Source organism: Sphingobacterium sp. UGAL515B_05 (genome assembly GCF_033097525.1).
Classification (GTDB): Bacteria; Bacteroidota; Bacteroidia; order Sphingobacteriales; family Sphingobacteriaceae; genus Sphingobacterium.
Genome location: NZ_CP109907.1, coordinates 3,270,496 through 3,283,923 on the forward strand (window position 1 = coordinate 3,270,496; position 13,428 = coordinate 3,283,923).

The 13,428-nt window shown below is 41.2% G+C and carries 11 protein-coding genes and 2 tRNA genes; 10 read left to right on the forward strand and 3 right to left on the reverse strand.

Annotated elements, in window-relative coordinates; genetic code table 11:
• Window positions 1–220 precede the first annotated feature (220 nt).
• Window positions 221–2,899 (forward strand): TonB-dependent receptor, encoded by a 2,679-nt coding sequence (locus OK025_RS13335; RefSeq protein WP_317664382.1) that lies wholly within the window; start codon window positions 221–223, stop codon window positions 2,897–2,899.
• Window positions 2,896–3,867, forward strand: coding sequence for an NAD(P)H-quinone oxidoreductase (locus tag OK025_RS13340; protein WP_317664384.1), 972 nt, complete (start codon window positions 2,896–2,898; stop codon window positions 3,865–3,867). Before OK025_RS13335 ends, OK025_RS13340 begins: the two co-directional genes overlap by 4 nt.
• Here the strand turns inward: OK025_RS13340 and OK025_RS13345 are convergent.
• Window positions 3,856–4,719 (reverse strand): AraC family transcriptional regulator, encoded by an 864-nt coding sequence (locus OK025_RS13345; RefSeq protein ID WP_317664385.1) that lies wholly within the window; start codon window positions 4,717–4,719, stop codon window positions 3,856–3,858. The genes OK025_RS13340 and OK025_RS13345 overlap by 12 nt on opposite strands.
• A gap of 144 nt (window positions 4,720–4,863) precedes the next feature.
• Here OK025_RS13345 and fucP point away from each other — a divergent pair, with 144 nt between their 5' ends.
• From fucP to OK025_RS13385, 8 genes are all read left to right on the forward strand, one after another.
• The gene (gene fucP, locus OK025_RS13350) at window positions 4,864–6,129 is read left to right on the forward strand and encodes an L-fucose:H+ symporter permease (protein WP_201669475.1); all 1,266 of its coding nucleotides are present in this window, start codon (window positions 4,864–4,866) and stop codon (window positions 6,127–6,129) included.
• Window positions 6,130–6,139: 10 nt separating this feature from the next.
• Entirely contained in the window at window positions 6,140–6,472 is a 333-nt protein-coding gene (locus OK025_RS13355; protein WP_317664389.1) for an L-rhamnose mutarotase, read from the forward strand.
• Between the two features lie 2 nt (window positions 6,473–6,474).
• On the forward strand, window positions 6,475–8,133 hold the full coding sequence (locus OK025_RS13360; RefSeq protein ID WP_317664390.1) for an altronate dehydratase family protein: 1,659 nt from the start codon (window positions 6,475–6,477) through the stop codon (window positions 8,131–8,133).
• A gap of 49 nt (window positions 8,134–8,182) precedes the next feature.
• Entirely contained in the window at window positions 8,183–9,496 is a 1,314-nt protein-coding gene (locus OK025_RS13365) for an alpha-L-fucosidase (RefSeq protein WP_317664391.1), read from the forward strand.
• Between the two features lie 2 nt (window positions 9,497–9,498).
• Window positions 9,499–10,263 (forward strand): SDR family NAD(P)-dependent oxidoreductase, encoded by a 765-nt coding sequence (locus OK025_RS13370; protein ID WP_201667385.1) that lies wholly within the window; start codon window positions 9,499–9,501, stop codon window positions 10,261–10,263.
• Between the two features lie 41 nt (window positions 10,264–10,304).
• Complete coding sequence (locus OK025_RS13375) at window positions 10,305–11,162, forward strand: fumarylacetoacetate hydrolase family protein (RefSeq protein ID WP_075993923.1); 858 nt, start codon at window positions 10,305–10,307, stop codon at window positions 11,160–11,162.
• A 25-nt stretch (window positions 11,163–11,187) separates the two neighbouring features.
• Complete coding sequence (locus OK025_RS13380) at window positions 11,188–12,015, forward strand: amidohydrolase family protein (RefSeq protein WP_317664395.1); 828 nt, start codon at window positions 11,188–11,190, stop codon at window positions 12,013–12,015.
• 181 nt (window positions 12,016–12,196) lie between these two features.
• The gene (locus OK025_RS13385) at window positions 12,197–12,988 is read left to right on the forward strand and encodes an SDR family oxidoreductase (protein ID WP_120336224.1); all 792 of its coding nucleotides are present in this window, start codon (window positions 12,197–12,199) and stop codon (window positions 12,986–12,988) included.
• A gap of 241 nt (window positions 12,989–13,229) precedes the next feature.
• On the opposite strand, the gene OK025_RS13390 is transcribed toward OK025_RS13385, so the two are convergent.
• Both OK025_RS13390 and OK025_RS13395 read right to left on the reverse strand, forming a co-directional pair.
• A tRNA-Phe gene (locus OK025_RS13390) sits at window positions 13,230–13,302 on the reverse strand.
• Between the two features lie 42 nt (window positions 13,303–13,344).
• Window positions 13,345–13,417, reverse strand: a tRNA-Phe gene (locus OK025_RS13395).
• Window positions 13,418–13,428: the final 11 nt, after the last annotated feature.

Genomic DNA, 13,428 nt, shown 5'->3' on the forward strand with positions numbered 1-13,428 from the left:
ATTGTAAAAAATAGTGTAAAAAACGAGCTGTTGGTGAGACAGCTCGTTTTTTTATATACAAAATCACAACTTTTTACGTTAATAGCTTAAGAATTCTTATATTGAATTGTATTATTGCAAAGTCTATTTGATGGAACTAAGGGGCGGGAATATTATCCGGTTAGTACTTTTTTTAGCTATAACGAACTTGTTTTTTTTACCCAAAAGCGCTTTAGGGCAGGTGTCAAAAAAAGAAGTTTATGGAATTGTTGTAGATACTGCAGGAAGGCCCTTAAATGGCGTCAGTGTTCATCTGACGAGTTCTCGCGATACCTTGTTCTCATCCACTTCCGCAACAGGTTATTTTCATTTTAGTCGTGTACTCGGTAATGATATTCGCATTAGCTGTAGCCAGCTAGGCTTAAGTATATTGGAGCGTAGTTATCCCTTGTACAATAGCACGACAGCTAAATTGGATGTTGGAAAATTGACCATGTTTCCCCATGTGTCTCTTTTAAAAGAAGTTGTTATACTAAAATATAAACCCATTGTCTATAAGCAGGATACTGTTCAATTTAACCTGGATGCCTTTCAATTTGATCGTCGGGCACTCTTGGAAGAGGCGCTTAAAGCATTGCCCAATATACAGGTTTCCCGCGATGGTTCTGTCTATGCTTTCGGTAAGCCCATATCCTCTGTTAAGGTAGATGGGAAAAAATTTTTTGGTGGCGATGTGCTCACCGCTACACGTAATCTTCCTGCAGATTTTGTTAAAAGTGTGCAGATTATTGATTTTTATGGTGATGAGGCGACGGCAAAAGGAATTAAAAGTACTGAATCCGAAAAAGTCCTGAATATCGTGCTCAAAGATGATAAGAAGAAAATTACTTTTGGTCAAGCTACACTTGGCGGTGGTTCGGTAGATCGTTATTTGGGTAGTGCTGGACTGAATCGCTTTAATGACGGGAAAGAGTATTCTGTTATCGCATCGGTGAATAATACGAATACCAATCTCTTTTCTTTCGGCTCTCCCAATGGAGGGGAGCGCGAACGGGAAATGGGCGAGCTTGCCGACTTTGCAGACCCTACGGATGGGGTCAATAAAATTGGATCTGTCGGGGGGAGTTTTTCTAGTCCGCTTTCTAAAACGGTAACAGCAAGCGGTAAGTATTCCTTTACGCAGCGCAATAATTATATCCAGGGAAATTCCTTATTACAATCGATATATGGATACGGCAAAGTCGCGAATAATTTGATTAGTAATTATGAAGATTACAAGATAAAATCAATCGATCGTATACATAAAATGGACTGGGATTTTGATATGAAGCTGTCGCCCAAAGATCAGCTTAAAATATCGCCCAAACTATCCTGGACCAATTCGACCAGCAATACGTTAAAAGATAGAAGGATCCAAAATAATCGGTTGAGTAGTACGGGAAACTATGGCGCGGCCAATAGTACAGAAAGTCCTGCAGCAGCTTTAGATCTTTTTTACGTGCGAAGTTTTACTAAACCGGGGCGGAAAGTGCTTTATACATTGCATACGGATTTTAATTCCCTGGATAAAGATGAGGAAGTGCGCGATTTTAATAGAGCGATCGACAGCAGCACGAACGTGCCAAAAATAACAGAGACTTATCTGAATCAAATGGTCCGTTCCAGCAATGAAAATAAAAATATCCAAAGTCGGTTGTCGTTGGTAGAGCCTGTTGATTTAGGTGGTACCTTGGAGATCAATTACGATTTCGACTATACCAAGATTGATGCGAGCCGCTCCACTTTTGATAATAACAATAATTTTAACAACGGCCCCATACTGGTAGACTCCCTTAGTTTGAAGTACGACTACTCCTTTGCTAGCAATAAAGTCGGCATGATTTACCGGCAAGATTTAAGCGAGAAAGTGAAAGTGAACTTCGGTTTTGCTGTTCAACCTTCCGAATTAACGGGAAGTTCAACGGACAAACTGATAAAAACCTCCTATTCAAATGTTAACCTCGTACCTTCTGCTGGATTGAAATGGAAGTTTACCAAAGAGGAGGATCTTTCCATGGACTATTATGGACGTAATAACCAGCCTAGCTTCTATCAGATACAGCCTGTAGTGGATAATACCAACACACAAAATATTGTGATCGGAAATAAGGATCTGAAATCCGAATTTGCACATAGTATTGTTTCAAAGTATCGGAAATCCATTACACGAAGGGGGCAATATTTAGAAGCGAGTCTGGCTTTTAACTTGGTAAATGACAAGATTGTAGCAAACCGGACAATTGAACCGAATTCAACGATACAGAAAACGACTTATCGCAATACAGAAGGTTATTATGATATTAAAAGCTATTATTTGTTTACAGCTTCTTTATTGTCGGATAATTTGCAGATGAGCTTGAATGGTAATGCAGATTATTACAACAATATTTCCTATGTCAATGATAAAAAGAGCTTTGGCGGGCACTTTTTGTTTACACAGGCTCTTCAATTCCGCTATACCTGGAGTGATATCTTTGAAGCCGAATTAAATGGAAACTATTCTTTAAACAGGGCGACATTTGACTGGCCTGTACAAGATAATATCACGGCACATTCCGGGATTGTTGGGTTGGGATCTAAAGCGTATTTAGGGAAACATTTTACCATGGGACTTGAGCTTTCTCAAAAATTTAATGCGGGTTATTCGAGCTCATGGAACAATATTAATCCGACGATAATCAATGCCTATATGGAATATACTTTTGGAAGGAATAACTTGGGGATGTTGAGATTTCAGGGATTCGATCTGATGAATCAGAATACTGGTATTTCACGTGCCGTGGTGGGAAATGATATTTTAGATGTTCGGAACAATCGTTTGGCTCGTTATTTTATGCTTTCGCTCAATATAAGGTTACAGAAATACCCAAAAAAATCATGATGAAAGCCGTTATTATTACTGAACCGGGTGGACCGGAAGTTTTGGAAGTCCACGATGTGGAGATGCCACAGATCGGTGAACTGGAGGTTTTGGTGGAAGTAAAGGCTGCAGGAGTGAATAGGCCTGATGTTTTTCAGCGTAAAGGCAACTATCCGGCACCTCCCGGTGTGGATGCGCGAATACCGGGATTGGAAATAGCAGGGATTGTAGTCGCTAAAGGGAAGGATGTGGTTGATTGGTCTATTGGTGATCGTGTATGTGCACTTGTTGGCGGTGGAGGCTATGCTTCCTATGCGAAAGTCTATCAGGGGCATTGTTTACCTATTCCCGATCATTTAGATTTTGCGGAGGCTGCTTCGCTGCCCGAGACCGTTTTTACGGTCTGGGACAATGTCTTTCGACGGGGAATGTTGCAGGCCGACGATCATTTTTTGGTGCACGGTGGTGCTGGTGGGATCGGCAGTACGGCCATTCAATTAGCGACCTTGTTTGGTGCGGTAGTCTATACGACAGTCAGCTCAGCTGAAAAGGCTAGCTTTTGTAAATCATTGGGAGCCAGCAAAACAATAAATTATAAAACCGAGGATTTTCTGGAGGCGCTGAAGCCTTTGGGGGTTGATGTTATTTTAGACAGTATTGGCGGATCATATTTTGAGAAAAATATCAATCTATTGAACCCTGATGGCCGGTTGGTTTACATTAATGCGATGGAAAGCGCAAGAGTCGAGTTAAACTTGCTCAAATTAATGCAGAAACGGATTGTTTTAACGGGAAGTACACTGCGGGCGAGAGACCGTGAATTTAAGCAAGTGTTACGGGATGATATCTGGTCTCAAGTATGGCCGAAGCTTAGCGCTGGCGATTTCAGACCTACTTTATACCGTGTGCTTCCTTTTGCGGAGGCCGCTGAAGCCCATCGATTGATGGAAGATTCAAGCGTATTGGGTAAAATCGTCTTAAGTTTTTGATCGCTGAAAGCTGAGCGGTGTCGTGCCGGTTACATTTTTGAAGTATTTATGGAAGCTCGAAAAGTTTTGAAAACCCGATTCAAAGCAGATCTGCTTCACCGTCTGTTTGTTTTCTATTAATAAATTGCAGGCTGTCTTCACACGCATTTCGATCAGAAACTGAAAGAGTGTTTTTCCGATTTGTGATTTGAAATAACGGCAGAACGAATTGGGGGTCATTCCCGTTAGGGAAGCAAGTTCCTGCAGTCGTATCTGGTCGCGATAATTTTCACCGATATATTGCATGGCAATCTGCATTCGGTTGGCGTCCTGATCTTGCAGCTGGATGGTAAAAGTGGGACTCGTTAATAGATCATGTTGTTCTTCGGTCGAAATATATTGTAAGATTTCTAATAAATGAATAATACGTGTGGTACCTGTTGCTGCCAAGATAGCGTCAATTAATTGCACAGTTTTTAGTCGGCTGCTCTCCAATAATGAAATGCCTCTTTTGGCTACACGTATAAGGTCTTTGATGGATTTATTTTCAGGTAAATTAATGAAATCATTTCCCCAAAAGTTTTCCTTAAAATGTAGCACACGAATATCTGCGCTTTCTGCTTCTTCCTCTTGAAGATAAATTTCGTCAAATAACCAATAGTGAGGCAGGTTTGAACCAACAAGGGTGATATCGCCCGATTCAAAGCGCCGGACACTATCCCCAATAAATTGGGTACCTGAGCCTTTGGCAAAATATATTAATTCCAGTTCTTCATGGTAATGCCAAAGATTATGGTACTGGGGCGTATTGTCTCTTCTCGCGTTGAACGAATGCTCAAGATTGCTGTTTAAATGAAGCAGTTGTGCTTTCATAATTATGAAATATATGCAGTAAAGTTACATAATTCAGTTTAGCTATGGTAATATAGCTTAATAATTTGATAATATACTTGAATATTGTCTTGCATTTTTAAGCTTATTTTACATTAAATAACTACTTATAACCATTTGAAAAATATGACGAATAAAAAGAGTTACGCATTTGCCTTGATTTTGGTGACATCCTTGTTCTTTTTTTGGGGATTTATTCATAACCTTGATCCAATCTTAATTCCGCATTTGAGGAATGCGTTTAGTTTATCCCATTTCCAGGCTTCCTTAGTCGATTCAGCTGTATTTATCGCTTATTTTGTGATGGCGATTCCTGCTGGAATTATTATGAAAAAATATGGCTATAAAGCCGGTATTTTGATCGGATTGATCTTTTTTGCCATTGGCTGTTTCCTTTTTGTACCTGCGGCCAATACGATAAGTTATGTTTTCTTTTTGGGGGCTTTGTTCGTTGTTGCTTGTGGTCTTACTATTCTGGAAACTGCAGCAAATCCGTATGTAGCGATTTTAGGAGATCCAGCTTCGTCGGCGCAACGACTTAATTTTGCACAGTCCTTTAATGGGTTAGCAGCCTTTGTTGCTCCGATTTTTGGTGGAAAATTTATTTTATCCCATGAACCCAAATCACAGGAAGAACTGGCGCAAATGGCGGAGCAGGCAAAGATGGCGTATATTCAGTCGGAAACAGCTGCTGTGAAATTGCCTTATGTGGTACTAGGGATATTGATCTTATTGATCGCAGCTTTGTTTTTCTTTACCAGATTACCTGATATCAAGGATGCTGAGGAAGAAGGTAGAGCCGGTTTTTTCCATGCGTTGCGTCATAAAAATGTGCGTTGGGCAGTGGTGGCTCAATTTTTCTATGTGGGAGCGCAAGTTTGTATTTTAAGCTTCCTCGTATTATATGCAACAGAAGCTGCCGGCATATCAGGTAAGGATGGTGCCGATTATGCTGGGTTTGCTGGATTGGCATTTATGTTGGGCCGGTTTATCGGTACATTTTTTATGCGTTTCGTGTCAGCATCCAAGCTTCTGATCATCTATTCCGCTATAGCAATCGTTCTATCCCTATTTGTCATTTTCGGATCGGGTATTCAGACCCTATACGCGCTGATTGGCATTGCATTCTTTATGTCCATTATGTTTCCAACGATATTCGCTTTTGGTGTACAAGGTATTGGTGCCGATACCAAATCTGCTTCTAGTTTGATCGTCATGTCTATTGTAGGTGGTGCTTTATTGCCGCCAATATTGGGTTTTATCTCTGATAAAACGGGACATTTCCAATATGGCTATTTTGTGCCATTGGTTTGTTTTATTGTTGTCTTGTTGTTTGCTTTCCAAAATAGAAATGTCAGTATTGCGGAAACAGAAAATCTTAAATCACATTAATTAGTTAGTAATGAAAAGATATGTCATGGCCTTGGATCTTGTGAACGATCCACAATTGATCAAGGAATATGAGGATTACCACCGTGAAGTGTGGCCGGAAATAAAACGCTCGATCCTGGATGCAGGTATTCTGCAGATGGAGATCTATCGTTTTGAAAATAGATTGTTTATGAACATGGAGGTGGGTGAAGATTTTTCATTTGAGAAAAAATCAGCCATGGATGCTGCCAATGAAAAAGTTCAGGAATGGGAACAGCTGATGTGGAAATATCAGTCGGCTATTCCGGGGGCAAAGGCAGGAGAGAAATGGGTAATGATGACAAAAATATTTGAATTAGTATAATTATGGCTATACAGCGCTATTTACAGATCCATCCTATGGATAATGTCCTTGTTGCATTACAGGACTTGGCTGAGGGAACAACGATTGTTTTTGAAGGTAAGGAATTTACATTAAAGCAAGCTGTTGCTGCCAAACATAAATTCACGATCCAGCCAATGGAACAAGATACGGAGATATTGATGTATGGTGTTCTGGTTGGGAAATTGAATACTCCCTTAGCTGAAGGGGAACTTATTACCACCGAAAACTTGCGGCATGCATCGGAAGATTTTAGAATGGGCAACCGTAAGACCGATTGGACAAAACCTGATGTTACTGCATTTAAAGATAAAACGTTCAATGGATTCCACCGTTCAAACGGGACGGTTGGAACGGCCAATTACTGGTTGGTTATTCCGTTGGTTTTTTGCGAAAACAGAAATGTATTGACCTTGAAGGCTGCATTTGAGGAGAAGCTGGGCTATAAAGTAAAAGCGAATAATTACGTTTCCGAGGTCGAAGATCTCATTGGCTTATATAAGTCCGGTGCTGATGTAAATACGATCCTTAGTCAGGATCTACTTGCTAATTCGACTTCCAGTGAGCAGGAACGCTTATTCAAAAATGTCGACGGCATCAAGTTTTTGAATCATGAAATGGGATGCGGCGGAACACGTATGGATTCGGATGCTTTATGTGGTCTTTTAGCAGGCTATATTACCCATCCGAATGTTGCGGGGGCAACCGTATTGAGTTTAGGATGCCAGCATGCGCAGGCTTCTATTCTGAAGGCGGAGATTGAAAAGCGAAGCCCGGGTTTTGATCGCCCGCTATATATTTTCGAGCAGCAGAAAGAAGGAACTGAAAAGGAACTTATGCAAAAGGCTATTAAGGCAACTTTTGCGGGGATGATGCAAGCGGATAAAAATGAGCGCAAACCAGCCACATTGGACAAATTATGCATTGGACTGGAATGTGGTGGCTCGGACGGATTCTCGGGAATCTCTGCCAATCCAGCGCTCGGTTTTGTATCGGATATTTTGGTGACTTTAGGCGGATCGGTGATTCTGGCGGAATTTCCTGAATTATGTGGCGTGGAGCAGGAGTTGAGTGATCGTTGTATCGATGAGCCAACTGCGGAGCGTTTTATGTCGCTGATGCGTACGTATAATGCAAAAGCCGAAGCTGATGGCTCGGGTTTCTATATGAATCCTTCTCCGGGAAATATTCGTGATGGCTTGATTACTGACGCGATTAAGTCTGCAGGAGCAGCCAAAAAAGGAGGAACATCACCTGTTGCAGCGGTGATTGATTATCCTGAATTGGCCAATGGTCCAGGGTTAAACTTACTGTGTACTCCTGGTAATGATGTGGAAAGTACCACTGCAGAGGTGGCCGCAGGTGCCAATATCGTCTTGTTTACGACTGGCCTAGGTACACCTACCGGTAACCCGATCACACCGGTTGTGAAACTTTCAACAAATACCAAAACTTTTGAGAAAATGCCCGATATCCTGGATCTGAACTGTGGTACTATTATCGAAGGTACAGAGACTATTGAGGAGGCAGCACACCGTATTTTGGATTATGTGATAGAAGTTGCTTCCGGTGAAGTGAAACCAAAAGCGGTGTTGTTGGGTCAGGATGATTTCATCCCTTGGCGTAGAGGTGTTTCATTGTAGTTGAGTATAATGAGTTTTTTGAAAATCCATGACAACTAATTATGTACATATGAAACTTAAACATGTAATCTGTGGTTTGGCCTTGCTGCTGGGATCTGTATCCGCGAGCTATAGCCAGCAACTTTATCAACCGAGTCCCGAAAATCTAAAAAATAGGGAATGGTTTGAACAATCTCGGTTTGGAGTTTTTATCCATTGGGGGGTATATAGTGTGCTGGGAGATGGTGAATGGGTCATGAACAACCAAAATATCAGTTTGGATGAATATGCATTGCTGCCTAAATTTTTCAATCCAATTTCCTTCAATGCGAAAGAATGGGCGAAGTTATTTAAACAGGCCGGAGCCAGGTATATCACCTTTACCACCAGACATCATGATGGGTTTTCGATGTGGAATAGCCAGATCTCAGATTATAATGTGGTGAAGAAATCGCCCTTCAAACGCGATATTGTGAAAGAGTTGGTGGAAGCTTGCCATGCTGAAGGGATAAAAGTGATGTTCTACTATTCACTTTTAGATTGGCACCGGGATGATTATTTACCCGTTGGTAAAACGGGCGGCGGCATTGCGGGCCGCGATTCAACAAAAGGGGATTGGAATCATTATGTCCAGTTTATGAAAAGCCAATTGACCGAACTTTTGAGCAATTATGGCAACATCGATGGGATCTGGTTTGATGGTCATTGGGACAAGCCCAATGAAGATTGGCATTTTAAAGAAATCTATGAATTGATTCATAAGTTACAGCCGCAATGTTTGGTGGGTAACAATCACCATTTGGCGCCATTTGAAGGTGAAGATTTTCAGATGTTCGAACGTGATTTGCCTGGCGAGAATACCACTGGGTTCGGCACGAAAGCACATGATGTCGGGAAATTGCCGAAGGAAGTATGTGGAACAATTGCAGGATCGTGGGGATTTGAGCTGAAAGATCGGACACGAAAATCTTTTCAGGAAGTGCTGAAATACCTGGTCAAAGCAGCTGGTCATGGTTCCAATTTATTGCTCAATGTAGGTCCGATGCCGAACGGCGAGATTCAGGACTATCAACAGGAGCGTTTGAAAGAACTTGGAAAATGGCTATCGGTGTATGGTGAAACAATCTATGGAACAGAAGGAGGAGCGGTGCCGCCAACAGACGATTATGCGTTGACAAAAAAAGGAAATCAGGTGTATTTACATGTGTTTAAAACAGATAAAAAGGAATTGTTGATCAATAACCTGCCTTATCAGGTGAAAAAAGTAAGCACATTTATCGGAAAGAAAGAGATTAAGTTTAGTCATAAGAACAATAGTCTACGCGTGGATTTGCCAACATCGACAGATGAAGCAGATTTGGTATTGACATTAACAATTAAATAACAATGGGAAAATTAGAACAAAAAGTAGCTGTAATTACCGGTGGTGGTAGTGGGATAGGCCGTGCGATCAGTCTGCAATTTGCTGCAGAAGGAGCAAAAGTTCATATTCTGGATTTGAATGAAGACGGTGGTAATGCGGTGGTTGATGATATTTTGGCTTTGGGTGGCCAGGCTGTGTTTAATCGTTGTAATGTAACTGACCAGCAAGAAATTACTGCTATAGCACAAAATATCGGAAAAATTGATATTTTAGTAAATAATGCAGGTATTGCTCATGTTGGTAATTTGGAAAATTGTCAATCAGAAGATTTTGAGCGTGTTTTTAATGTGAATGTTAAGGGAGCATATAATGCATTGCATGCTATCGTGCCGATGATGAAAGCGCAGGGTTCGGGAGCAATCCTTAATCTAGCATCCATCGCTGCATGGGTTGGTATCACGGATCGTTTTGCTTATTCGATGAGCAAAGGTGCTATTTACGCGATGTCAATGTCTGTTGCAAGGGATTACATGGCATACGGTATTCGTTGCAATAGCATTTCGCCTGCACGTGTACATACGCCATTTGTGGATGGATTTATCGCAAAAAACTATCCTGGAAAAGAGGAAGAAATGTTTGAAAAATTATCAGCAAGCCAACCAATAGGCCGCATGGCACAACCGGAGGAAATTGCCAAATTAGCACTTTTCCTATGTAGTGACGACGCGGGCTTTATTACTGGGAATGACTATCCAATTGACGGTGGTTTTATTAAATTGAACAATTAAAAAGCTAAAAATAAAATATCTATTATCTCAATACTATAAAAATGAAATTAATACGTTTTGGAGCTCAAGGCAAAGAGAAAATCGGTGTTCAGATCGATGGTGTAAATTACGATGTAAGCGCATTTGGTGGTGATTACAATGAGCAATTCTTTGCTGAGGATGGTGTAGCTCGTTTAGAAGAATTTGTGAAGGCAAATGAAGGTAAGTTGATTGAAGTTCCTCAAGACGAGCGTATCGGAGCACCTTTTGCCCGCCCATCCAAAATTGTTTGTATTGGATTGAACTATTTAGACCATGCAAAGGAAACCAATGCACCTATTCCTGCTGAACCGATCATCTTTATGAAATCGACCACTTCGTTGGTAGGTCCATACGATAATGTCATGATTCCTAAAGATTCTTTAAAAACAGATTGGGAAGTGGAGTTCTGTATCGTGATCGGCAAAAAAGCCTCTTATGTAGAAGAGCATGAGGCCTTAGATTATGTGGTTGGATATGTGTTGCACAATGATGTTTCCGAACGTGAGTATCAGTTGGAACGTGGCGGTACCTGGGATAAAGGAAAAGGATGTGATACTTTCGCACCAATGGGACCCTTCATGGCGACAAAAGAGGAAATCAAAGATATCAACAATGTGCGTCTATGGTTAAAGGTAAACGGAAAAACCTATCAGGATGGCAATACCAAGGATTTGATCTTCTCGGTAGCACATGTGGTGTCGTATGTGTCTAAATTTATGACTTTGTTGCCTGGCGACGTTATTTCAACAGGTACACCTGCAGGTGTTGGGTTAGGATTTAATCCACCGATTTACTTGAAACCCGGCGATGTTATCGAGTTAGGAGCAGATGGTCTTGGGGAGTCCCGTCAGACTGTTGTAGCGTATTCAAAAAATTAATTGCTCATCAGGTTTTCATTTCATTATGCGTATAGATACCCATCAGCATTTCTGGAAATTCGACCCAATTAGAGATCGTTGGATTACCGAAGAAATGCAGGTCATAAGACGTGATTTCAGCCCTTTGGATATTCAGTTTGTGCTTGAACGAAATGGATTCGGAGGGAGTGTTGCTGTTCAGGCAGATCAATCCAAAGAAGAGACTGCTTACTTGGTTCAGCTGGCTAATGATTATCCTTTTATTAAAGGCGTTGTGGGCTGGATTGATCTTCAAGCAGCAGATATTCGACAACAGTTGGATAGCTATCAGTCATATACGGTCATCAAAGGATTTCGTCATATTGTTGAAGGAGAAGCGGATCCTGATTTTCTTATCCGCCCTGCCGTACTAAATGGACTGAAGGCATTGGCAGATTATGGTTATACTTATGATCTGCTCATCCGTCCACGTCATTATGCAGCAACGCTAGATTGTGTGCAGCAAAATCCAAATCTACAATTTGTGCTGGATCATATCGCTAAACCGCCAATCAAGTCGAAAGCATTTGATGAGTGGGCAGCGTTTATCGATGCGCTATCGGCTTTTTCGAATGTTGTATGTAAAGTTTCTGGACTTGCAACAGAGGCCGATTGGGAGGGATGGAAGCTTGATGATTTTAAACAATATCTGGAGCATATCTTTGCACGTTTTGGAAAGGAGCGCATTATGTATGGGTCAGATTGGCCGGTATGTCTATTGGCGGCATCTTATGAAGAAAGTATTGCCATAGTTGAAGATAAACTAGGACAATTTACAGCTGCAGAGAAGAACGCATTTTGGGCAGAGAACGCTATACGTGTATATAATCTTTAAAAGGAAAAACTTCAGTATGTTATGAAAGGGAAAAATAACATGCTGAAGTTTTTTATTGGCCATGAAGCCGGATAAATGGGCTGAATAACGTCAATATAAAATTAATCAATAACCAGAGAACGAGTTCATTGTTGCGAATGTTAAGCACAATCAATGAAACAAACCATTCAATAAAAGTATTATGGATCTTCATTTAAGAGATAAAGTTGTTATTGTTACCGGCGGAGCAAAAGGAATCGGGCGGGCCGTAGTTCATGCCTTAGCTAAAGAACAGGCTATTCCGGTCATTGTTGGTCGTAAACAGGCGGATAATGAAAAAGTCAAGGAAGAAATCAAGCAATTTGGTGTGGATGCACTCTGTATTGAAGCAGAGTTATCTAAACCCGAAGATTGTGAACGAGCAGTCCAAAAAACATTGGAAGTATATGGCCGTATCGATGGTTTGGTGAATAATGCTGGGCAAAATGATGGTGTCGGATTAGCATCCGGTAATTATGAAAAATTTGTTGCTTCGCTGCACAAGAACTTAATTCACTACTATCTGATGGCACATCACGCCTTGGATGCATTGAAAGCTTCTAAGGGCAGTATTGTGAATATTTCGTCCAAAACTGGCGAAACAGGACAGGGGAATACCTCAGCTTATGCGGCATCCAATGGCGGACGTAATGCGCTTACACGCGAGTGGGCTGTAGAATTGTTGCCTTATTCGATTCGTGTAAATGCCATTATCGTGGCAGAATGTGCAACTCCGCAATACGATACCTGGATTCAAACCTTATCAAATCCGGAGGAGACCTTGAAGAAAATTACGGATCGCATTCCATTGGAGCATCGCATGACGACAGCAGAAGAAATAGCCGATACAACAGTCTTTTTGCTGTCTAACAAGTCAAGTCATACAACTGGCCAATTGATTCATGTGGACGGTGGCTATGTGCATCTGGATCGCTCCATTATTGCTGAATCGTAGTAGAGCAGCGATTGGGTTTTGGAAATTAAACTTGTGTGGTTTTTAAAGTGACAACTTGGTTCATTTCCAAAATCCATGAGCGTTTTTTTGATATTGCCCTTCAATCAATGAAAACATCTCCCATCGAACTCGGGTAGTAGTGGTATGGTGAATGTTCTACATAGCGAAGACGAAGGGGAAGTTGTATGAAATGCAGTTAGCTAAAACAAAAAAAGCCTGTTCAATGAACAAGCTTTTTTTGTGGTGCCACCTGGGTTCGAACCAGGGACACAAGGATTTTCAGTCCTTTGCTCTACCAGCTGAGCTATGGCACCAGTTGACCTTTTATTTAAATCTGTGATCATCAGATTGAAGCGTGGTGCCACCTGGGTTCGAACCAGGGACACAAGGATTTTCAGTCCTTTGCTCTACCAGCTGAGCTATGGCACCGCTTTTTTGCT